Source organism: Streptomyces sp. 1114.5, from assembly GCF_003635085.1.
In the GTDB taxonomy this organism is placed as follows: domain Bacteria; phylum Actinomycetota; class Actinomycetes; order Streptomycetales; family Streptomycetaceae; genus Kitasatospora.
The window spans coordinates 3,827,895-3,848,902 of the sequence record NZ_RBXE01000001.1; the positions used below are offsets into that span (position 1 = coordinate 3,827,895).

Annotated in this window: 18 protein-coding genes; 10 read left to right on the top strand and 8 right to left on the bottom strand. The window is 74.3% G+C overall.

Annotated elements, in window-relative coordinates; genetic code table 11:
* The first annotated feature begins 12 nt into the window (after window positions 1–12).
* From BX285_RS17210 to BX285_RS37335, 7 genes are all read left to right on the top strand, one after another.
* Window positions 13–306: an acyl carrier protein gene (locus BX285_RS17210; protein ID WP_183107082.1), complete on the top strand. Its 294-nt coding sequence runs from the start codon at window positions 13–15 to the stop codon at window positions 304–306.
* An 8-nt stretch (window positions 307–314) separates the two neighbouring features.
* Window positions 315–1,499, top strand: coding sequence for an acyl-CoA dehydrogenase family protein (locus BX285_RS17215; RefSeq protein ID WP_121177590.1), 1,185 nt, complete (start codon window positions 315–317; stop codon window positions 1,497–1,499).
* A gap of 43 nt (window positions 1,500–1,542) precedes the next feature.
* Entirely contained in the window at window positions 1,543–2,307 is a 765-nt protein-coding gene (locus BX285_RS17220) for a TauD/TfdA family dioxygenase (RefSeq protein WP_097238786.1), read from the top strand.
* A gap of 36 nt (window positions 2,308–2,343) precedes the next feature.
* A complete protein-coding gene (locus BX285_RS17225; RefSeq protein WP_121175586.1) occupies window positions 2,344–3,816 on the top strand; it encodes an MFS transporter in 1,473 nt (490 codons plus the stop codon).
* Entirely contained in the window at window positions 3,813–5,048 is a 1,236-nt protein-coding gene (locus tag BX285_RS17230) for a cytochrome P450 (protein WP_121175587.1), read from the top strand. Before BX285_RS17225 ends, BX285_RS17230 begins: the two co-directional genes overlap by 4 nt.
* 67 nt (window positions 5,049–5,115) lie before the next feature.
* Window positions 5,116–6,444 carry a crotonyl-CoA carboxylase/reductase gene (gene ccrA / locus BX285_RS17235; RefSeq protein WP_097240375.1) on the top strand — a complete coding sequence of 443 codons (1,329 nt, stop codon included), beginning with the start codon at window positions 5,116–5,118 and terminating at the stop codon, window positions 6,442–6,444.
* 386 nt (window positions 6,445–6,830) lie between these two features.
* Window positions 6,831–7,016 carry a hypothetical protein gene (locus BX285_RS37335; protein WP_183107083.1) on the top strand — a complete coding sequence of 62 codons (186 nt, stop codon included), beginning with the start codon at window positions 6,831–6,833 and terminating at the stop codon, window positions 7,014–7,016.
* A gap of 35 nt (window positions 7,017–7,051) precedes the next feature.
* Here BX285_RS37335 and BX285_RS17245 read toward each other — a convergent pair whose 3' ends face one another.
* Window positions 7,052–7,438, bottom strand: a complete 387-nt coding sequence (locus tag BX285_RS17245) for a RidA family protein (RefSeq protein ID WP_121175589.1) — start codon at window positions 7,436–7,438, stop codon at window positions 7,052–7,054.
* Window positions 7,439–7,714: 276 nt separating this feature from the next.
* On the opposite strand from BX285_RS17245, the gene BX285_RS17250 reads away from it, so the two are divergent.
* The 3 genes from BX285_RS17250 to BX285_RS17260 all read left to right on the top strand — a co-directional run bounded on the left by BX285_RS17250 (window position 7,715) and on the right by BX285_RS17260 (window position 13,335).
* Complete coding sequence (locus BX285_RS17250) at window positions 7,715–8,722, top strand: helix-turn-helix transcriptional regulator (protein WP_183107084.1); 1,008 nt, start codon at window positions 7,715–7,717, stop codon at window positions 8,720–8,722.
* Between the two features lie 83 nt (window positions 8,723–8,805).
* Entirely contained in the window at window positions 8,806–11,859 is a 3,054-nt protein-coding gene (locus tag BX285_RS17255; protein ID WP_121175591.1) for a helix-turn-helix transcriptional regulator, read from the top strand.
* Window positions 11,860–11,994: 135 nt separating this feature from the next.
* On the top strand, window positions 11,995–13,335 hold the full coding sequence (locus BX285_RS17260; protein WP_183107085.1) for an MFS transporter: 1,341 nt from the start codon (window positions 11,995–11,997) through the stop codon (window positions 13,333–13,335).
* Window positions 13,336–13,375: 40 nt separating this feature from the next.
* Here BX285_RS17260 and dpgD read toward each other — a convergent pair whose 3' ends face one another.
* The 7 genes from dpgD to BX285_RS17295 all read right to left on the bottom strand — a co-directional run bounded on the left by dpgD (window position 13,376) and on the right by BX285_RS17295 (window position 21,008).
* Window positions 13,376–14,194, bottom strand: coding sequence for an enoyl-CoA-hydratase DpgD (gene dpgD / locus BX285_RS17265; protein ID WP_097238794.1), 819 nt, complete (start codon window positions 14,192–14,194; stop codon window positions 13,376–13,378).
* A complete protein-coding gene (gene dpgC / locus BX285_RS17270) occupies window positions 14,191–15,504 on the bottom strand; it encodes a (3,5-dihydroxyphenyl)acetyl-CoA 1,2-dioxygenase DpgC (RefSeq protein WP_121177593.1) in 1,314 nt (437 codons plus the stop codon). The genes dpgD and dpgC overlap by 4 nt, the downstream gene beginning before the upstream one ends.
* Before the next feature lie 95 nt (window positions 15,505–15,599).
* Window positions 15,600–16,310 carry an enoyl-CoA-hydratase DpgB gene (gene dpgB / locus BX285_RS17275; RefSeq protein ID WP_097238795.1) on the bottom strand — a complete coding sequence of 237 codons (711 nt, stop codon included), beginning with the start codon at window positions 16,308–16,310 and terminating at the stop codon, window positions 15,600–15,602.
* Between the two features lie 26 nt (window positions 16,311–16,336).
* A complete protein-coding gene (gene dpgA, locus BX285_RS17280; RefSeq protein ID WP_097238796.1) occupies window positions 16,337–17,575 on the bottom strand; it encodes a 3,5-dihydroxyphenylacetyl-CoA synthase DpgA in 1,239 nt (412 codons plus the stop codon).
* Between the two features lie 70 nt (window positions 17,576–17,645).
* Window positions 17,646–18,962 carry a PLP-dependent aminotransferase family protein gene (locus BX285_RS17285; protein ID WP_398900472.1) on the bottom strand — a complete coding sequence of 439 codons (1,317 nt, stop codon included), beginning with the start codon at window positions 18,960–18,962 and terminating at the stop codon, window positions 17,646–17,648.
* Between the two features lie 5 nt (window positions 18,963–18,967).
* The gene (locus tag BX285_RS17290) at window positions 18,968–19,879 is read right to left on the bottom strand and encodes an LLM class flavin-dependent oxidoreductase (protein WP_121175593.1); all 912 of its coding nucleotides are present in this window, start codon (window positions 19,877–19,879) and stop codon (window positions 18,968–18,970) included.
* 67 nt (window positions 19,880–19,946) lie between these two features.
* The gene (locus BX285_RS17295) at window positions 19,947–21,008 is read right to left on the bottom strand and encodes a methyltransferase (protein ID WP_183107086.1); all 1,062 of its coding nucleotides are present in this window, start codon (window positions 21,006–21,008) and stop codon (window positions 19,947–19,949) included.

Genomic DNA, 21,008 nt, shown 5'->3' on the forward strand with positions numbered 1-21,008 from the left:
AACGAGCCGAACGTGACCGGCACGATCGTGGACCAACTGGCGCGGCAGGGCTACCGGATCGCTCCCGAGGAGTACGAGGCGGACCTGGTCGGCGCCGGGGTCAACTCGGTGAACCTGGTCCGGCTGCTGTCCGTCCTGGAGGAGGAGTTCGACGTCGAGTTCGCCGTCGCCGAGCTCTTCCGCGAGCCGGTGACCGTCGTCCGCCTCGCCGCGGAGATCCACGCGCAGATCGGCGAGCCGATCGACGCGGAGGCCGACGCGCAGACCGACGCGCAGACCGACGCGCAGCGGGCGGTGCGCAGGTGAGCGCCGCGGTGACCGCCATCCGCCCCCTGCGGCCGCTGGTCGAACGAGCGGCAGAGATCGCCGAGTTGGCCGGCCGTCAGGCCGAGAAGGCCGAGGCCGCCCGCACCCCGGACCTCGACGTCGTCACCGCGCTCGTCGCGGCCGGGGCCGCCCGCCACTTCGTACCGGCCTCCTTCGGCGGCTCCGGCGGGACCTTCGCGGAGCTGAAGCAGGCGGCCGTCGTCCTCGGCGCGTCCTGCCCGGCGACCGCCTGGTGCACGGTCGTGGCCGGGCTGATGACCCGCACCGCGGCCCACCTGCCGCCCGCCGGGCAGCAGCGGCTCTGGGCGGACGGGCCGGACACCCTGATCGCGGGCGGGGTGACGCCCCGGGGCAGCGCCGTCCCGGTGGCGGGCGGCCGGCTGCTGTCGGGCGCCTGGCCGCTGGTCTCCTCCTCGGAACGGGCCGACTGGATCCTGCTGTTCGCCCTCGCGGGGAACGACAGCGCCGCCGCAGGGGAGGGAGCCACCGCGGGCGGGGCCGCCGCCGGGCCGCTGGTGTGCCTGGTGCCGCGCGCCGAGGTCCGCATCGAGCGGACCTGGGACGACGTCGGGATGCAGGCGACCGGCAGCCACACGGTGGTCGTCGAGGAGGTCTTCGTCCCGGAGGAGCTGACCTTCCCGGTCGCCGTCCTCGCCGACCTGGACGCCCCGCAGCCGGGCCCGGACGGCCGTGCGGTGCCGCTGCAAGCCGTGAACACCTTCCTGTTCTGCCTGCCGATGCTCGGCGCCGCCCGCGGCGCACTGCGGCACTGGCAGGAGCTCACCTCGGCCAAGCTGCAGGCCCGCCCGGCCGGTTACGACCCGGTGGTCGCCCACCTCGCGGACGTGCTCGCGCGCAGCTCCGCCGAGATCGACGCAGCCGACCTGCTGCTGGACCGCATCGCGCAGCTGATCGACACTGCGCCGGCCGTCACCCGCGCCCAGGTGGCGCGCAACCAGCGGGACTGCGCCTTCGCGGCCGAACTGCTGGTCGGCGCGGTGGACCGGCTGATGCGGGCCTCCGGCGCCGCCGGCCACAGCACCGGGTCCGTCCTGCAGCGGCTGTGGCGCGACATCCACACCGCGGGCTCCCACGCGACGCTCCAGTTCGGCCCGGCCGCGGCCGGCTACGCCCGGACGGAGCTCACCGGCGGCCGGACGCCGAAGGCCTGACGCACCGTCACCGACCGTCACCGATCCGCGAAGAAGGGACACCATGGACCCCACCACCGACATGCGGCTCGCCGCCGCCGACGCCCGCTGCGGCCGGGCGGCGCCCTCGCCGTACCTGGAGAAGCTGCAACGCCACGGCTTCGTCGTCCTGGAACCCGAGGGCCCGGACCAGATGTCCCTGGAGGACATCATGGCGCCGCTCGGCGAGGGGGCGGCGTACGGCTTCGGCAGCCAGCTCATCCAGGAGCAGCGGCCCGGCACGGACAACTCCCAGTTCCGCACCGGCGCCATCCCGATGCACGTCGACGGGCACCTGAACGCCAACAAGGTCAGCTACATCGGGCTGGAGTGCCTGGAAGCCCCGTACGAGGGCGGCGAGACGCTGGTCGCCGGCAGCGCCGCGTTCTTCGCCGCCGCCCCCGCCGACCTGGTGGAGACCCTGCGCGGCCTGGAGATCGAGTACTGGTCCCGGGTCTCGGGCTTCTACGTGGAGCGGCCCGACGGCAACCCGGTCGTGGCGCCGGTCCAGGTGGACCCGGTCACCGGCGGGGACGCCCTGTGGGTCGGACTGGACTACCCGCCGGACCCGGAACGCAACTTCGGTGCGGCCGTGCGCGGTTACACCCCGGAGCAGAGCACCGCGTTGTTCGAGGTGCTGGACCGCTGGCTGACCGCCCCCGAGGTGATGTACCCGCACCGGTGGCAGGCCGGCCAGGTGCTGGTCATGGACAACCGGCGGGTCGTGCACGCGCGCGCGGCCTACCCCGCGGACTCGCCGAGAAAGCTGCGCCGCATCTCGGTCGGTTGACGCCCGCTGGTACCGCCCCCCTCTCGGAGTCTCCCCATGTCTGATGTCGCAGCGCTCCCGGCCACCGGAACCGGCCGGGACGTCCGCCCGCTCCGCCCCGGCATCGTGCTGGCCACCCTGCTCAGCTGCCAGTTGCTGATCGTCCTCGACGTCACGGTCATGAACGTGGTGCTGCCCCGCATCCGCGCCGACCTGCACTTCGGTGCCACCACGCTGCCCTGGGTCCTCGACGCCTACACCCTGGCCTTCGGCGGGCTGTTGCTGGTCAGCGGCCGGGCGGGCGACCTCTTCGGCCGGCGGCGGCTGTTCATCACGGGTGTCGCCCTGTTCACCGCCGCCTCGCTGGCCGGCGGCCTGGCACAGTCGCCGGGCTGGCTGCTGGGCGCCCGGGTCGCCCAGGGCGTGGGCGCCGCCATGGCCGGGCCGAACGCGCTGGCCCTGCTGAACACGGTCTTCACCGAGCCGAAGGCGCGGATGCGCGCCCTGGCGCTGTACTCGGGGATGGCCAGTGCCGGCTTCGCCGTCGGACTGATCCTCGGCGGACTGCTGGCCCAGTGGCTCGGCTGGCGGGCGGTGCTGTTCATCAACGTCCCGCTGGGCGTCCCGGCGGTCCTGCTGGCCTGGCGGTACCTGCCGGTCGTGCCGCGGCGGGAGGGCCGGCTGGACCTGCTGGGCGCGCTGACCGCGACGGGCGGGGTCGCCGCCCTGGTCTACGGCTTCATCCAGGCCGCGACGCACGGCTGGGGCGGGCTGGGCATCGACCTCTCGCTGCTCACGGGCGCGACCCTGCTCGTGGCCTTCGTCCTGGTGGAGCAGCGGGCGGCCCAACCCCTGCTGCCGCTGGTGCTGTTCGCCGACCGCGACCGCGCCACCGCCTACGCCAACGTGTTCGTCGGCTACATGGCGAGCATGTCGATGTTCTTCGTGCTCTCCCTGTTCATGCAGGACGTACGGGACGCGGGCCCGCTGGCGACCGGGTTCGCGTTCCTCCCGACGGCCGTGCTGATGTTCGCGATGATCCGGCTGGCGCCCACACTGCTGCGGCGCTTCGGACCGAAGCCGGTGACCATGACCGGCACCGTGCTGCTGCTCGCCGGGCTGCTCCTGCTGACCCGACTGACCGTCGACACCGGCTACTTCCCGCTGGTGTTCGTGGCGACCGTGCTGATGGGCTGCGGCACCGGCCTGGGGCTGATGCCGCTGGCCGTGATCATCATGGCGAAGGTGCCGTCCAGTGCGGCCGGGTCCGCCGGCGGCGCGATGCAGACCATCCAGCAGACCGGGGTCACCCTCGGCGTGGCCATCCTGACCACGGTGTTCGGGGCGTACTCCCGGGACGCGACCAGGACCCCGAAGGACGCCATGGTCAGCGGCATCACCGCGGCGTTCGCCGCCGCCGCCGTGATGGCCGCGCTGGCGTTCCTGGGGACCTTCGCCTTCCGTTCCGCGAAGGCGACTGCGACGGCAACTGCGGAAGCAACCGACTCTTCGAAGACGGGAGACCGATGAGCAGCACCGTACCCGCGGACTCCGTACCCGCGGACTCCGTGCACCGGCTGACGGAGGACTTCTTCCAGGACCCGCACGCCGAGTACCGGCGGCTGAACGAACTCGGCCCGGTCCACCGGGTGGAGTTCCCCAGCGGCGTGCGCGCCTGGCTCGTCACCGGCTACGAGGAAGCCAAGCAGGCCCTGACGGACCCCACCGTCAGCAAGGAGCTCTACGGCCCGGCCGGCGAGCTCGCGCAGGCCAACGGCAACGCCGTGCTGCGGCTCGACCCGCCGGTCAACGACCACATGCTCTACTCCGACCCGCCGCGCCACGCCCGGCTGCGGAAGACCGCCATGAAGGCGCTGTCCAGCCGGGTGGTGCACGACTTCACCCCCAGGATCGAGCGGATCGCGCAGGAACTGCTCGACGGCATCGAGGGCAAGGAGACCGTCGACCTGCTGGCGGAGTACGCGTACCCGTTCTCCTGCACCGTGATCTGCGAGCTGATCGGCATCGACGCCGCCGACCGCGGCGAGTTCGAGAAGTCCCTGACCACGCAGGTGTCCACCGCGGACGCGGCCGAACGGCACGCCGCGGCCGCCGCCTTCGGGAACTACGTGAACCGCCTCATCGACGCCCGGGAGCGCACGGGCGGCAACGACCTGATGTCGGAGCTGCTGGCCCCGGCCGACGACGGCGACCGGCTCGACCGGCGCGAACTCGTCGCCATGGTGAACGTCATCCTGCTCGGCAGCCAGGAGACCACCTCCGGTCTGATCGGCAACGCGGTCCTGATGCTGCAGGACCGCCCCGAGCTGCGCGCGCAGCTGCTGCGGGAGCCGGGCCTGACGCCGGCCTTCCTGGAGGAGGTGCTGCGGTACGAGAGCTCGGGGAACATCTCCAGCTACCGCTTCACGACCGCACCCGTCCGGATCGGCGGGCGGACCATCGAGGGCGGGCAGATCCTCCTGGTCGCCGTGGCCTCCGCCAACCGCGACCCCCGGCAGTTCGACCGGCCCCACGAGCTGGACCCGCACCGCGCGGACAACCGGCACCTCGCCTTCGGCCACGGCATCCACCGCTGCCCCGGCGCCGCCCTGGCCCGGGTGGACACCCGGATCGGGCTCTCCGCCCTGCTGAACCGCTTCCCCGACCTCTCGCTCGCCGTGCCCGCCGGTGAACTGCGCTGGCAGCCGAGCCTGATCGCCCGCTCGCTGGTGTCCCTGCCGGTCCGGCTGGGCACCGCGTGAACCCGGTACAGCGAACCGCGTGAAAGCCCGCACACACCACAGACACCGCAACGACAGGACGGACATGATGGACGAACTCGCCCGCGCCGTGGTGACAGGAGCCTCTCCCGAGGTCATCGAGCGCACGCCGCTCCCCGCCGAGTACCTGGCCGCCCACCTGAGAATCGAGGACGTCGGCCTGTTCTCCGGCCAGGAGGACAAGGACGTCCGCCAGTCGATCCGGCTGGGCCCGGTCCCGATGCCGGAGCTCGCCCCCGACGAGGTGCTCATCGCGGTGATGGCCTCCGCGCTGAACTACAACACCATCTGGTCGGCGACCTTCGAGCCGCTGCCCAGCTTCAACTTCCTGCAGTACTACGGCAAGCAGGGCGGTTGGGCGGCGCGGCACGACCAGCCGTACCACGTGATCGGCTCGGACGCGGCCGGCGTGGTCGTGCGGGCCGGCAGCGGCGTGCGCAACGTGAAGATCGGCGACCACGTGGTGGTGGCGACCGCGCACGTCGACGACCAGGACCCGGTCACCCACGCCGACGGCATGCTCGGCGCGGAGCAGCGGGCCTGGGGGTTCGAGACCAACTTCGGCGGCCTCGCCCACTACGCGGTGGCGCGGGCCAGCCAGCTGCTGCCCAAGGCCGCCCACCTGAGCTGGGAGGAGGCGGCCGTCAACCCGCTGTGCGCCGGCACGGCCTACCGGATGCTGGTCAGCGAGCGCGGCGCCAACATGCGGCAGGGCGACGTCGTGCTGATCTGGGGCGCGGCCGGCGGACTCGGCGGGTACGCCGCCCAGTTCGTGCGCAACGGGGGCGGCATCCCGGTCGGGATCGTCAGCTCGGACGAGAAGGCCGACATCGCGAAGCGCCTGGGCTGCGAGCTGGTGATCGACCGGCGCGAGATCGGGGAGCTCTCCGCCGACCCGGAAGTCACCCTGAAGGCGGGCAAGCGCCTGGGGCGGATCATCCGGGAGAAGATCGGCGAGGACCCCAACATCGTCTTCGAGCACGTCGGCCGGGACACCTTCGGCGTCTCGGTGTTCGTGGCCCGGCGCGGCGGCACCATCGTGACCTGCGGGTCCAGCACCGGCTACCAGCACACCTTCGACAACCGCTACCTGTGGATGCGGCTGAAGAAGATCGTCGGCAGCCACGGCGCCAACCTGCACGAGCAGTGGCAGACCAACCGGCTGATCCAGCAGGGCCGGATCTTCCCGATCATCTCCGGGGCGTACCCGCTGGAGGCGGTCGGCGAGGCCGCCCGCGCAATCCAGCAGAACCGGCACACCGGCAAGGTCGGCATCCTCTGCCTGGCCCCGGAGGCGGGCCTCGGCGTGACGGACGGCGGGCTGCGGGCGCGGATCGGCGAGGAGCGGGTGACGCCGTTGATGGCGGGCACCCGGTGATCGACGACCGCTGCGCGGCGGCCGTCAAGCCGCGCGCGGCAACAGGATCCTGACCACCCGCGAACGGCGGTGACGGCCGGGGCGACGGCCGGGAACCGACTGTCGCCCCGGCCGTGACCATGCGGCGTCGAATCCCTACGACTTCCTCATGGCGTGCCCGTACGGTCCGGCCCGTGGCAGAGAAGCGGGTGGGAACGGGCGTACGGAAGACCGGGCACGGGGCGCGGCTGATCGGCATCAGCGTGATCGCCGGTGTGGTGGCGGCGGGCATCGCCCTGCCCGCCAGTACGTGAAGAACGTGTTCGTCGACGAGGCGGGGGACGATCCGCAGAAGGTCGCGGAGGCGCAGCGGCAGACGGTCGGCCGCGCGGCGCTACACCCCCGAGATGGCCGGCGCGACCGTCGTCAGCGACACCGACAACCCGAAGCCCCTGGACGGCCGGCGCATCGGCGGAACGATCGTCCCCCAGGCCTTCGGCGGCACCCTCGCCGGGCCCGTCCGGCGCGACGCCCTCGACGGCGCCCTCGCCGACACCCCGCCCGGCGCCTTCCCGCCGGTCCAGCTCCCTTAGGGCCTGTCCTGGCGGACATACGGATCCACGCCGGGTCAGTGGTCGGGGAGGGCGGCGAGGGCGTCGATCTCCACGAGCATTCCGGAGAGGAGGCCGACGATCACGGTGGTGCGGGCCGGAAAGGGCTGGCCGAGGAATGCGGCGTAGGCGGCGTCCATGGCGGGGAAATCGTCCGCGTGTGCGATATGGACGCGGACCATGATGACGTCGGCGAAGCTCGCGCCCTCGGAGCGGAGAATGGCCTCGATGTTGCGCAGTGTACGAGTGGTCTGTTCGGCGACTCCGCCGGGGACGAGTTTTCCGGTCGCCGGGTCGGTGCCGCCCTGGCCGGCGACCTGGAGGAGGGTGCCGCGGCGGGCGCCCTGGGAGTAGCTGCCGACCGGGGTGGGGGCGGAGGGGGTCTGGACGGCAATTCTGGACATATAGCCGTTTGTAGCCGTGGAGTCGGGGTGGCGGCAAGGAAGCGGGGGCTTCCGGATCCGGACATGGCTTGTTGCAGACACCTCAAGTCCGGTGTGCGAATGGATGATTATCGGGTTGTTACGGGAATAGCGCCCGGATCCGGACGGATCGGTCGACGGGCGGGACACCGAGCCCGGAATTCGACGATCAAGGTGCGGGTATTGCGGAGGTCTCGACTCCGATGTTAGGCATAGAGAAGATCGGGTTTATCAGGGATGTGTCACGGGGGTTTCCTGATGCTTGAACCGTTCGGCCTCGGGCCGGAAAGCGAAAACCTCTACCTGACGATGCTCCGCAATCCCGCCACGGACATCGCGCGGATCGCGGGCAGCCTCGGGTGGGACCAGAACCGGACGGCGGCCGAGATCGCCAAGCTCGCCGGCCTGGGCCTGCTGCGGCCCTCGTACGACGCCCCGGACACGCTCTACGCGGTCAGCCCGGAGGTGGGCCTGCAGGACCTGTTGACCCGGCAGCGGGTCGAGCTGGCGCGCAGCCGCAGTCGGATCGAGGAGGGCAACGCGGCGCTCCAGGTGCTCCGCAGCGAGTTCGCCGACCGGCGGCTGACGACGATGGACGTGGAGGAGTTCACCGGCACCGACACCGTCTGCGACCAGGTGCGGCGGCTCTCCCGCGAGGCCCGGCACGAGATCCTGGCCTTCGTGCCGGGCGGGCCGCAGCCCCCGGAGGCGCTGGTGACCAGTCGGGCCGCCCACCAGGACCTCCGCTCGCGCGGGGTCGAGGCCCGGTCCATCTACCTGAACACCGCCTGCAACGACCCGGCCACCCGTGCCCATCTGCGCTGGCTCCAGGAACGCGGGGTCGAGGTCCGGACGACCGCGCTGCTGCCGCCGTGGATGATCCTCTTCGACCAGGAGCAAGCACTCCTCTCGGTGGACCCGGACGACGCGCAGGGCAAGGCCGCGATCCTGCTCTCCGGCCCGGGAACGGCCGCGATCGTGGCGCTGGCCTCGCTGTTCGACCAGTCCTGGCAGCAGGCCGCGCCGTTCGGGGCACCGGCCCGGGAGCGGGAGGCCGGCGACACCCGGGTCGAACTGGCCGGGGACACCAGGGCCGTGCTGCAACTGCTGCAGGAGGGCTACACGGACGAGCAGGCCGGTCGCAAACTGGGCATCTCCAGCCGCACGGTCGGCCGGATCGCGGGCAAGCTGATGACCCAACTCGGCGCCCGGAGCCGGTTCCAGGCGGGGGCGCTGGCCTCGCGGGAGGGCTGGCTGGACCCGTGACGGGCAGGTCGGTGACGAGCGGGTCGGACCGGTGACGGGCGGGTCGGAGCAGAAAGGAGCGGGTCGGTGAGGGGCGCGGTTCGTTGATCACCTCCGGCGCCCGTGCCATGCTCGACGCCGTGCTGCGACGCCGGACCGGGACCGAACTCGTCGGGCGGGACGGCGAACTCCGCGACCTGCTCGGCGCGTTGGCCCGTGCCAGGGCCGGAGAGCCCGGGGCGGTCCTGGTGTCCGGTGAGGCGGGCATCGGCAAGACCCGGCTCATCACGGAGTTCGCGGCCGCCGCCGGGCGTGAAGGCGCGCTGGTCCTGACCGGACGCTGCGTGGACACCCGCTCGGCCCTGCCGTACCTGCCGTTCGCCGAGCTGGTGCAGCAGGCCGCGGCGGCCGGCCGGCTGCCCGAACCTTCCGAACTTTCCGAACTGCCTGAACTTCCCGAACGGCGCGGCGCGCTCAGGCTGTTGACCGCCGGGCCGACGCCCGAGGACGAGCGCTCGGGCACCGGCCGGGTGCGGATGTTCTCGGCGGTGCAGGCGGCCGTCCGGGAGCTGGCGCGGGAGACCCCGGTGGTGCTGGTGGTCGAGGACCTGCACTGGGCCGACCGCTCCAGCCTCGACCTGCTGTCCTACCTGCTCTCCCGGCCGGGCATCGGGCCGGTACTGACCGTCGTGAGCCACCGCAGCGACGACCTGGGCCCGCACCACCCGCTGCGCCGGGTGCTGGCCGAGCTCTACCGGCTCCCGCGCGTGCACCGGCTCCGACTCGCCCCGCTGACCGGGGAGAAGACCCTCGACCTGGTCCGCGCCCTGGCGGCCCCGGAGACCGGACGGCCACCGCTGAGCGCCGCCGAGCTCGAACTGATCGCCCGGCGCTGCGACGGAAACCCGTTCTTCGCCGAGGAGTTGGTCACGGCCGGGACGAGCGCTCTGACCGGCGGCCTGTCCGAGGTGCTGGCCGCCCGGGTCGACCACCTCGCGGACCCGACCCGGCTCCTGCTCCGGGCCGCCGCCGTGATCGGCCACCCGACACCCGCCGGCACCCTGGGGGCGCTCGCCGAACTGGACGGCGCGAACCTGGACGACGCACTCCAACAGGCCCTGGACCACGGCGTGCTGATCCCGGAGTCACCCCCCACGACCGCCCCGGCGGCCCGCACCGCCGCCGTCCGGCACTTCGGCTTCCGCCACGCCCTGCTGCGCGAAGCGGTGTACGACCGGCTGCTCCCCGGCCCGCGCGCCCGCCTGCACGCCCGGTGCGCCGCCCTGCTGGAGCAGGCCGGCGGCAGCGCGGCGGACACGGCCTTCCACGCGCTGGCCGCGCACGACCTCCCGCTGGCGCTCGATGCCAGCGTGCGCGCCGCCCGGGACGCCGCGCACCGGGGCGCCTTCGGCGAGGTCCTGGCGCACGGCGAACGCGCCCTGGAGCTCTGGCCGGCCGTGCCCGATGCGGCCGCCGTCACCGGGGCGAGCGCCGTCGGCCTGACCAGGCTCGCCGCGATGGGCGCGGGCGACAGCGGCGAACCCGAACGGGCCCTGGCGCTCCAGGAGAAGGCCGTCGAACTCGCCGAGGCGGACGGCGATCCGGCGGTCGCGGCCGCGACCCGGCTGCGGTACGGTCTGCGCCTGCTGGAGTTCCCCGGCCGGGCCGAACGGGCCGCCCGCCAGGCCGAGATCGCGCTGCGCCTGCTGGCCCCCGCACCGCCGTCCGCCGACCGGGCCTGGAGCCATGCGCTGCTCGCTCGCGCACTGCACCGGCTGGGCCGGGCCGAGGAGGCGGCCGAACAGGCCGCGAGCGCCGTCCGGGACGCCCTGGCGGCGGGTGCGCAGGAGGCGTTCGCGCCCGGCACGGACCCGTACGGGCCGGAGTGCGACGCCCTGGGCGCGGAGGCCGACGCGCGCATCACGCTGGCCTTCGCCGGGCTGGGCCGCCCCGGTGCCGCCGCCGTCCTGGCCGACATGCGCCAACACGGCGGTGTGTCCGGGCACTTCGGGGTCGAGCTGCGCGCCCACTACGGCCTGGGGCTGACCAGGCTGCTGGCCGGCGACCCGGCCGGGGCGGTGGCCGAGTTCGCGGCCGGCGAGGAGCGGGCCGACCGGACCGGGACGACCTGGAGCGAGTACGGGCTGCGGCTGCGGACGGCCCGCGCGCTCGCGCTGTTCCGGGCCGGCGACTGGGCCGGGGCCGACCGGGCACTGCGACCCGAGCACGTCCCGGGGTCGGAGCTGATCACTCGTCAACTGGACGCTGCCGCAACGGTGCTGGCAGCAGCGAGGGGTGAGGAGGTGGCCGGGCTCGGCGACGGGGCGCTGCCCCCGCACCTCGCGCTGCTCGCCGCCCAGGCGCGGGCCGAGGCGGCGCTCTGGCAGGGCCGGCCGGAGGCGGCCGCCGACCTGGTCCGCCGGGCGCTCGACCGCGACTGCGGCGAGGACTCGGCGGCCCGACGGGCCGAGGAACTGCCGCTGTGCGCGCTGGGCGCGACCGCCCACGGCCGGCTCGGCGACGCCGACGGGGTGGCCGCGCTGGCGCGGCGGGCCCGCTCGCGCGCCGGGGACGCGCCCTCCCGGGGCTGGCTGGCCTGGATCGACGCCGAGCACCGGACGGCGCTCGGCGAGGCCACGGCCGAGCAGTGGGCCGAGGTCGCGGCGGCCTTCGCGCCCGCGGCCTTCCCCGCCCCGGAGGGGATCGGTGGCGGCGACCGCTACCGCCGGGCGCAGGCGCTCTGGCGGCGGGCGGAGGTGCTGGTCCGCACCCGCTCGGCGGGCGCCGGCCGCCGGGCGGGCCAGGCGCTGCGGGCGCAGTCCGGCGCCGACCTGGACCAGGCCGGCCGGATCGCCCGTCGCCTCGGTGCGGCGCCGCTGCTGGCCGCCGTCGAGGACCTGGCCGGCCGGATCGGCGTCCGGTCGCCGGCGGCGCCGCAGGCAGCGGACGGCCCGCTCACCGGCCGGGAACGGTCGGTGCTCGCCCTGGTGGCCCAGGGCCTCACCAACCGGGAGGTCGGCGAGCGGCTGTTCATCAGCGAGAAGACCGTCAGCGTCCACCTGACCCGGGTGATGGCCAAGCTCGACGCCGGCAGCCGGACCGAGGCGGTCGACGCCGCCCACCGCCGCCGCCTGCTCGGCCCGCCCCCGCAGCCCTGAGCGCACGCCCTTACCCGCCCCTTACCCCGCCCCACCGGCGCCCGCCCGACACGACGTGATCTCCCGATGTGCCGGCCGCCGTACGGCCGAAGACTGGTCCGCGCCCGCGCTCGCTCTGCACAGGGGGAAGCACCGATGAAGGAACTGCTCGCCGACGTCACACCGCTGCGGCGGTCCCCGGCGTTCCGGAGACTGTTCGTCGGCCAGTGCCTGACCATGGTGGGCAGCCAGGTGACCCAGGTGGCGGTGCCCTGGCAGGTCTACTCGGCCTCCCACTCCTCGGTCGCGCTCGGCCTGGTCGGCCTCGCCGCCCTGCTGCCGATCGTCGTCTTCGGCATCTACGGCGGGGCGATCGCCGACTCGATGGACCGGCGCCGGCTGATCCTGATCACCTCCACCGGCTCGGCGGCGGTGAGCGTGGCCCTGACCGTCCAGGCGCTCGTGCACACCGACAGCCTCTGGGTGCTGTACGCCTGCGTCACCGTCCAGGCCGCGTTCTTCGCGATCGACCTGCCCACCCGGCGGGCGCTGCTGCCCCGGCTCGTCGCACCGGAGGACCTGCCCGCCGCCAACGCCCTGCTGCTGCTGGTCTTCACCGTCGGCATCGTCGGCGGCCCGCTGGCGGCCAGCGCGGCCGTCTCGCTCGGCGGGTACGGCGCCGCGTACGCGGTGGACGTGGTGTGCTTCCTGCTCGCCATCACCTTCATCTCCGGGCTGCCGTCGGTGCTGCCCGAGGGCGGCGGACGCCGCGCCGACCTGTCCTCGGTGGTCGAGGGCATCCGGTACCTCAAGTCCCGCCCGGTGCTGTGGATGTGCTACGTCCTGGACCTCAACTCGACGGTCCTCGCGATGCCCACGGCGCTGTTCCCGATCCTCGCGGTGGAGCGCTTCCACGGCGGCCCCGAACTGGCCGGCTACCTCTCGGCGGCGCTGGCCGCCGGCGCCTTCCTGGGCTCGATGTTCGGCGGCTGGATGCCCAAGGTCCGCCGGCTCGGACGGGCCGCGCTGCTGGCCGTGTTCGCCTGGGGCCTCTCGCTCGGGGCGCTCGGGCTGGCCGGCTCACTGTGGACGGCGATGCTGCTGCTGGCGGTCGCCGGCTACGCCGACACGGTGAGCGCGGTCGAGCGGTCCTCGATCCTGCAGCACGAGACGCCCGACGAGCTGCGCGGCCGGACCTCCGGGGTGCTCACCGTGGTCGGTGCCGGCGGCCCCCGGCTCGGCGACGTCCGGGCGGGCCTGGTGTCGGCGGCCGTCGGGCCCGCGGTCGCGGCGGTCTCCGGCGGGGTGGCCTGCGTGCTCGGGGCGCTGGCGCTGGCCAAGGCGGCACCCGAGTTCACCCGCTACCGGATGGCCGAGCCGAAGCCCGCCGAGCAGGGCACGGGAGGGCAGGGCGCGGCCTCCGAGCAGGGCACGGCCTCCGAGCAGGGCGCGGCCGCACCGGATTCCGCCCAGGCACCGGCGCTCGCCGACGACTGAAGGCGCCCGAAGACGCCCGAAGGTGCCGGAAGTCGGCTTCCTACTCCGGGCTGTCGGCGGGCAGCCCGGTCCAGTGGGGTTCGCGCCTCTCGGCGAAGGCGCGGGGCCCCTCGATGGCGTCCCGGCTGTGGCGGCGCCGTTCCTCCCAGGTGAAGCGGGTGCCGAAGGCCTCCGGGAGCGGCATGTCCAGGGAGGCCAGCGCCGCCTCCTTGATGGCGTAGAGCGACAGCGGCGCGCCGCGCAGCACGTCCTGCACCCAGGCCTCGGTCCGGGCGTCGAGCTCCCCTGGCGGCGCGACCTCGTTCACCAGGCCGAAGCGCAGCGCGGTGGCGGCGTCCAGCCGGCGGCCGGTCAGCAGGTGGCCCATCGCGGCCTTCAGGGGCAGTTGGCGGACCAGCCGGAACACGCCGCCCGCGCCCGGCATCAGGCCCAGACCGGCCTCCGGCAGCGCGAAGACGGCGCGGTCGGAGGCGATCACCAGGTCGCAGGCGAGGGCGAGTTCGAAGCCGCCGCCGAGCGCGTAGCCGTCCACCCGGGCGATCACCGGTTTGACCAGTCCGAAGCGCTCGGTCAGCCGCGGGTGGCCGGGCAGGCCGCGGCTGCCGAAGGAGCTGCGCGGCGTGCCCTCGGCGTCGAGCCGGGCGCGTTCGCGCAGGTCCTGGCCGACCGAGAAGGCGCGGTCGCCCGCGCCGGTCAGCACGGCCACCCGGATCCGGTCGTCGGCCTGGACGTCGTCCCACACCTCGGCCAGCTCGGCGTGGGTGCGCAGGTCCATCGCGTTCAGGACCTCCGGCCGGTTGACGGTGACCCGGGCGACGTGCCCGTCCTTGGCGTAGAGCACGCGCGGGGGTTCGGTCACGGCGCCGCCGTCTCCGGGTTCGACGGCTGCGGGGCGGAGCGCGCCGAGAAGCGGCCGACCTTCGCCAGGACGTCCTCGCCGAACAGCCGCAGCGCCTGCTGGAGGGCGAACTCCGCCATGTAGAGGCGGAACGCGTCCTGCGGCTCCTCCGCCAGGTTGAGCATCCGCCGGTTGGTGAGCACCGCCGGGCCGCGCAGCGCCCGCAGGGCCCGCTCCACCGCCGCGCCCACCTCGGCGGGCTCGACCACCTCGTCGGCGAACAGCCGGGCGTCCGGCTCGGCGGCCCGGATGCGGCGGCCGCCGAGCACCAGCGAGCGGGACTGCCGGGCGCCCATCGCCCGGCCGAGGCGGAAGTTGGCCGCCCCCGGGACGATGCCCTCCTGAGCGGCGGGCACGCTGAAGAAGGCGTCGGCGGCGGCGATCACGTGGTCGAAGACCAGCAGCAGCTGTGCCCCGCCGCCGATCGCGAAGGTGTCCACGGCGGCGACCCACGGCTTCTCCACCGTCCGGCGGTCCCAGCGCGGGCGGCCTGCGGGGCCGTCGTCGGGGCCGTCGGCGGGGAGGATGCCGCGGATCAGCTTGTGGATGTAGCCGAGTTCGCGCCGCAGCAGGAAGTCGACCAGCGGGATGCCGCCGCCGTGCAGGGCCTTGAGGTTGATGCCCGCGCTGAACACCCGCCGGCCCGCGTACCGGGGGTGGCTCATCACGCCGCCGCGCAGCAGGCCGACCTCGGTGCCCGGGTCGAGCAGGGCGAGGTCGACGGCGGTCTCCATGTCCTCGACCTGGCGCGGGTCCTCGGCGTTGAGGCAGTCCTCCCGCACCATGGTGAGCCGGGCGGCGCCGTCGGTGCGCTCGATCCGGACGGAGCCGAGGTCCGCGCGGCCGGTGGCGGTGAACTCCGGCAGCAGGGCCAGGGCGCGGTCGGTGGGGCGCAGCATCGCGTCCAGCAGGTGGGGGCCGGCCGTGGGCGAGGCCAGGACGTGCCGGAAGAACAGGCCCTGGTCGATCTCCCGGCCCTCCTTCTCGGCCTGCGGGAGGGCGTGTTCGGCGGTGAGGGCGTCGGCGCCGGGCACCAGCCCGGGGAAGGCGAGGGCCGCCGCGGCGGCGAGTTCGCCGATCCGCAGGTGTGCGGTGCGGCCGGCGGTCAGTTCGTCGTGGACGGCGTCGACGTGGGCGGTCAGGAAGGCGTGGCGCAGGGTGCGGGCCTCGTCGTGGGCCTCGGCCGCGGCGGCGCGGTCGGCGTCCGAGCGGCGGCCGGGCGGGGGCAGGACGGCGAGGCGGGCCTCGCAGCGTTCGGCGGCGAGGGCCAACGCCTTGCGGGCGGCGGGGAGTTCACCCCGGACGGCGGCGAGCTCCGCGGCGAAGCCGGCCGCGTCGGGTACGTCACGCACGTCGGTCACGTCGGTCACGCCGTTCCCCCGTCCGCGGTCCGGCGCAGCACCCGGTCGCAGGCGGCCAGGTGCACGCCCAGCGCCTCCTCGAAGGAGACGGTGCCCGCGTCGAACATCAGCTGGCGCCGGATGGCGAGTTCGGCCCCGCAGAGCCTGCCGGCCGGCGTCCCGGTCGATGCGCCGAGCCGTCCCAGAGCGGCCGACAGCGCGCCGGGCACGTCGTCGGAGACCTCGTCCACCAGCTGCACCGACCGGGCCCGGAAGGCGTCGATCGGCTCGCCGAACAGCAGCGCCCGGCGGACGGTCGCCACGCCCGCGCCCTGCCGGGCGAGCCGGTACAGGGCCATGCCCGGCCAGGTGCCGCTCGCGCCGCCGGTGGTCACCGGCATGACCAGCCGGGCGGTGGTGGTGGCGATCCGGTAGTCGGCGGCGAGCAGGGCGTCCAGGGCGGTGCCGCCGCAGTCGCCGTCCGCCACGGCCACGGTGAGCGCGGGCAGGCGCTCCAGCAGCCGCAGTCCGCGCTCCCACTTGCTCACCAGGCCGACCGTCAGGCCGTCCGTCCAGCCGGGGCCCGGCGTGCCCGCGACGCGCAGCACCAGCCGGGCGCCGGGGCCGTGCTGGACCCGGTCGCAGGCCTGCGCCACGGCGGCCACCGAGGCCGCCGACAGCGGCTGCGTGCCGTCGATCGCGAGGGTCACCACGTCCGTTGCGGTCGCGTCGTCCATCTCCGTCGCCCTTCCCGTTCCGTCGGTCACCACTGCACCAGCGCCGTCTCGATCGTCGAGCCCGGGCCCATCGTCATCAGCACGCCGTACTCCCCGGGCTGCACGACCCGCTCGCGCAGCAGCCGCTGGTACGAGAACAGGAAGGAGCCGCTGGAGAGGTTGCCGTAGTCCCGCAGGACGCCCGTGGTGTGGCGGACGTCGTACCGGGTGAGGCCGAGGTTGAGCCGGACGGCGTCGATGACCTTCTTGCCGCCGGAGTGGACCAGCCACTGGGCGACGTCGCTGCGCCGCAGGCCCGCGCCGGAGAGCAGGCCGTCCACCACCCGCTCGGCGTTGGCGCCGACCACGTACGGGATCTCCGGGTCGAGGAAGAAGCTGAACCGGATCTGCTCGTCGTCCCAGTCGTAGCGCATCGCGCCGAGGGCGTCGGTGATGATGTGGCTGGCGAAGGAGAGGATCCGCGGGCCCGGCGCCCGGACCGGCTCCGCTGCGGGATCCCCGGCCGGGGTGGCCTCCTCGCCCGCGACCACGGCGATCGCCGCCGCACCGTCGCCGAACAGGCTGTTCACGACGGCGGTGCGCATGGTGTCGTCGAAGGCGTACGCGGCCGAGCAGGCCTCGGCGCAGACCATCACGGCGACCTGCCCGGGGTGGGCGGCGGCCCAGGCGGAGACCGCGTTGAGGGCGTTGAGCCCGGCGTTGCAGCCCATGCCGACGACGTCCACCCGGTGGCAGTCCGGGGCGATCCCGAGTTCGCGGATCAGCAGGGCGGTCAGGCCGGGGGTGAGGTAGCCGGTGGTGGTCACGCAGCACAGGTAGTCGATGTCGGCGAGGCCGAGTCCGGCGTCGGCGAGGCAGTCGAGCAGGGCCCGCGAGCCCATGTCGACGGCCAGCCGGCGGTGCTTGGCGAGCAGTTCGCCCTGGGACTCGGGCTGGCAGCGGCCGTCCTCGTCCCGGGGCGGGATGGTCAGGTAGCGGCGTTCGATGGCGCTGTTCAGGAAGACCGAGCGGACCTTGGGGTCCTCGATCCGGAAGATGTCGAGCAGTTCGCGCTGGCTGTACGAGTCTGCCGTCACCGCCGTGCCGACCCCGGCGATGCGCGGCGCGGCCGGGGCGCGGCCCGGCCGGCCGGGCCCGGCCAGCACCGAGGGCCGGCTGTGGCGGCGCACGGCGACGGCAGGGGGCGGCACGGCCGTGGAGCCCGCCGTGTCGTCGCGGACGTCGGCAGGGTCATCGATGGCGGCATCGACGGTGCTGAGGGTCATCGGAGGGTCCATCCCCACTGGCGGCGGGTGCCGCGCGGTGTACGGGGGCTGCGGATACGGGGTGCCGGGGTCAACGAAGAGGCCTTCCTTCACCGGACGCCTCCGCCGCCTCCGCCTCGACGAAGCGGGCCAGGCGCGAGATGCCCTCGGCGATGTCGTGTTCGGTGAGGTAGCTGGTGGACAGGCGGATGCCGTGGGTGCCGCCGCCGTGCGGGTGGAAGTAGGACAACGGCGTCCAGATCACGCCGAACTGCCGGGCCGAGCGGGTCAGGGCCGCGTTGTCCGCGACGAAGGGCACGTCCAGGGCCAGGAAGAACCCGCCCTCGGGCCGGGTCCAGCGCACTCCGAGGGCGTCGCGGCGCTCGGGCGGGAAGCACGCGTCCAGGCGGCGCAGGGTGGCCCGCAAGGTGTCGCCGTAGTACGCCGAGGTCTTGGTGTTGAGCTCGGCGGTGCGGCCGTCGGCGGCGAGCAGCATCCCGGCGACCACGGCCTGGCTGAGCGGGGAGGTGTTCACCGTGACCATGCTCTTGATCTTGGTGAGTTCGGCGGCCAGCAGCCCGGTGCGCCCGGCCCGGTCGGCCACCGGCTGGTCGGCGACGGCGTAGCCGACCCGGGCGCCGGGGAACAGCGTCTTGGCGTAGGAGCCGAGGTGGACCACCCGCCGGTCGCGGTCCAGCGCCTTGAGGGTGGGGATCCGCGGCCCGGGGCTGACCATCCGGTAGGGGCTGTCCTCCAGGATCAGCAGGTCGAACTCGGCAGCCAGGTCCAGCAGTTCGCGCCGGGTGGCGAGCGGGACGGTGGTGCCGCGCGGATTGGCGTGGTCCGGGACGAGGTAGCAGGCGCGGGGCCGGAGCCCGCGGGCCCGTGCGGCGAGCACCGCGGCCCGCAGTTCGTCGCAGTGGAAGCCGCCGTCGCGCTCGGGGACGGGCGCGGTCTCGACGCCGAGGACCCGCGCGGCCCCGGCGATGCCCACGTAGCACGGGTCGACCACCAGCAGGACGTCCTGCGGGCGGGCGTGCAGCGCGCGCACCGCGAGCAGCATCGCCTCCTGGCAGCCGACCGTGACCACCACGGCCTCCGGCGGGACGTCGATCCCCTCGTCCTTGCGCAGCGAGTCGGCGATCAGTTCCCGGATCCGCCCGGCGGTCGGGCCGTACTGGAACAGCGCGTCGCGCACCTGCCCGGGGGAGCAGCCGGTCTCCTCCAGGTGGCGCAGGTAGCGGCGCAGGTGGGTGAAGACCTGCTCGACATCGAAGAAACCGTCGTACGGCCGCCCGGGGGCGAAGGAGATCGCCTGCGGGTAGCGGGTGGTGATCTCGTTGAGGAAGTTCATCGTGTCCAGGAGCGGGTCCGACACGCTGGCGTGCAGGTCGTCGATGCTCAACACGGGCGTCACCTCGGCGGGTCGGTCGGCAGGGCGGTGGCGATCCGCGCCAGCTCGGCGGCGATCTTCTCCAGTACGGCGGTGGACCCGGCGTACGGGTGCTGCGCCCGGGGCCAGTTGACCACCAGGTCGGTGAACCCGAGCTCGGCGAGGCTCCCGGCCGCGTCCTCGAAGGCCGCCGGGGAGTCGAGGACGCCGCCGACGGTCGCGCCGGTGTGCAGCAGCCGGCGCAGGGTCGCCGGATCGCGTCCCACCTCCGCGCAGGCCTCGTCCAGCGCGGCCTGCTGCCGGGCGAGCAGCGGCAGGGCCTCGCGATAGGGGAGCGCGTCGAACCGGCCGGGGGTGCCGTTGGTGATCCAGAGGTCGGCGTACTCGGCGGTCAGCCGCAGCGCGCGCCGTCCCCCGGCGGCCACCGCGAGCGGGACGCGGGGCCGCCGGACGCACCCGGGGATCATCCGGGCGCCGTGCGCGCCGTAGTGGTGGCCGGTGTGGTCGGTGACCGGCTGCCGCAGCAGCAGGTCGGTGAGGTGCAGGAACTCCGCGAAGCGGTCGGCCCGTTCGGCCGGCGGTCGCTCCCGGCCGGTCAGCACCGTCCCGTCGAAGCCGCCCGCGCCCGCGCCGAGCCCGCAGATCATCCGGCCGCCGGAGACGTCGTCGATCGTCATGACCTCCTTGGCGAACGGGACGGGGTGGCGGAACTCCGGGGTGGCGACCAGCGTGCCCAGCCCGATCCGCGAGGTGACGGCGGCCGCGGCGGCCAGGGTCGGCAGGCAGCCGAACCAGGGCTCGTCGCGCAGCCACCGCCAGCTCAGGTGGTCGTGCGTCCAGGCGTGGTCGAAGCCGAACTCCTCGGCCCGCAGCCACCGTTCGCGGGCCTCGGGCCAGCGGTGCTCGGGGAGGATCACGATGCCGAAGCGCACGGCCGCCCCTCCTGTGACGTCCCCGCAGAAGGCCGCCTCACCGCCGGCCGCCTCACCGCAGCACACCTCACCGCCGGACGCCGGTGACGAGCCCGTGCTCGTACGGCAGGTCCGGCACGGTGCCGATGTCCACGAACCCGGCCTCGGCGAGCCAGCGTTCGTAGTCGGCCGCCGGGTAGGACATCCCCTGGCCGGTGGCCAGCACGTTGAGGTAGAGCGAGAGCCGGGCGCCGTAGAGGCCGCGCTGCTCGTCCTGCGCCGCATGGTACCCGTACACCGCGACCCTCCCGCCGGGCGGCAGGGCGTCGTGGGCCTTGGCCAGCAGGGCCAGGATCTGGTCGGCGTCGAAGACCTCCAGGCAGTGGCTGAACAGCACGCACTGCGCGTCGCGCGGGAACGGGTCGTGGAAGATGTCACCGGGCTGCAGGGCGACCCGGTCGGCGAGCGGGGCGGCCATCCGGCGGGTGCCGATCTCGGCGACGCCCGGCATGTCGAAGACGGTGAACCGCACGCCGGGGTGGGCCGCGGCCAGCGCCTTGGCGGTGGTGCCGTCGCCGCCGCCGACGTCCAGGACGTGGTCCACGCCGGCCAGGTCCAGGTGGTCGACGATGCCGCTCATCGACCGCAGGGTGAACGCCGTCATCGAGCGGTGCAGCACGTCCTGCAGCTCGGGGCGGTGCTCCAGCCGCTGGTAGAGGGTGGGTTCGCTGCCGGGGTAGGCGGCGAGGGCGGTGTTCCGGCCGGTGCGCAGCGCCTCGGTGAGGTGGGCGAAGGCCGGGTAGTAGATCCGCTGCCAGCCGAGCAGGATGTCCTGCCAGCCGTCCTCGCCCTCGCCCGCGAAGAAGTCCTCGGCGACCGGGGTGTTCAGGTACGCGCCGCCGTCGCGCCGGATCAGTTCGGTGGTGCACAGCGCGAACAGCAGCACGCGCAGCTGGTGCGCGGGCAGGCCGAGGGCGGCGCGGATCTCCTCGAAGGAGGACTTCGGGTGCCGCGACAGGTGGTCGAAGACGCCCAGTTCGGCGCCGGCCACCACCGCGTTGAACAGGGCGGGGCCGTTGGCGATCAGGTGGAAGCGCTCCAGCACCCGGTCGTGGTCGTAGGCCTCGTGGGCCTCTGGGGTCTCGCGCAT

Bases quoted from the DNA above. Each gene is read 5' to 3' on its own strand.
- BX285_RS17220 (WP_097238786.1), top strand. From the start codon at position 1,543: ATGGACCCCACCACCGACATGCGGCTCGCCGCCGCCGACGCCCGCTGC.
- BX285_RS17225 (WP_121175586.1), top strand. From the start codon at position 2,344: ATGTCTGATGTCGCAGCGCTCCCGGCCACCGGAACCGGCCGGGACGTC.
- BX285_RS17230 (WP_121175587.1), top strand. From the start codon at position 3,813: ATGAGCAGCACCGTACCCGCGGACTCCGTACCCGCGGACTCCGTGCAC.
- ccrA (WP_097240375.1), top strand. From the start codon at position 5,116: ATGGACGAACTCGCCCGCGCCGTGGTGACAGGAGCCTCTCCCGAGGTC.
- BX285_RS37335 (WP_183107083.1), top strand. From the start codon at position 6,831: ATGGCCGGCGCGACCGTCGTCAGCGACACCGACAACCCGAAGCCCCTG.
- BX285_RS17245 (WP_121175589.1), bottom strand. From the start codon at position 7,438: ATGTCCAGAATTGCCGTCCAGACCCCCTCCGCCCCCACCCCGGTCGGC.
- BX285_RS17250 (WP_183107084.1), top strand. From the start codon at position 7,715: ATGCTTGAACCGTTCGGCCTCGGGCCGGAAAGCGAAAACCTCTACCTG.
- BX285_RS17260 (WP_183107085.1), top strand. From the start codon at position 11,995: ATGAAGGAACTGCTCGCCGACGTCACACCGCTGCGGCGGTCCCCGGCG.
- dpgB (WP_097238795.1), bottom strand. From the start codon at position 16,310: ATGGACGACGCGACCGCAACGGACGTGGTGACCCTCGCGATCGACGGC.
- dpgA (WP_097238796.1), bottom strand. From the start codon at position 17,575: ATGACCCTCAGCACCGTCGATGCCGCCATCGATGACCCTGCCGACGTC.
- BX285_RS17295 (WP_183107086.1), bottom strand. From the start codon at position 21,008: ATGCGCGAGACCCCAGAGGCCCACGAGGCCTACGACCACGACCGGGTG.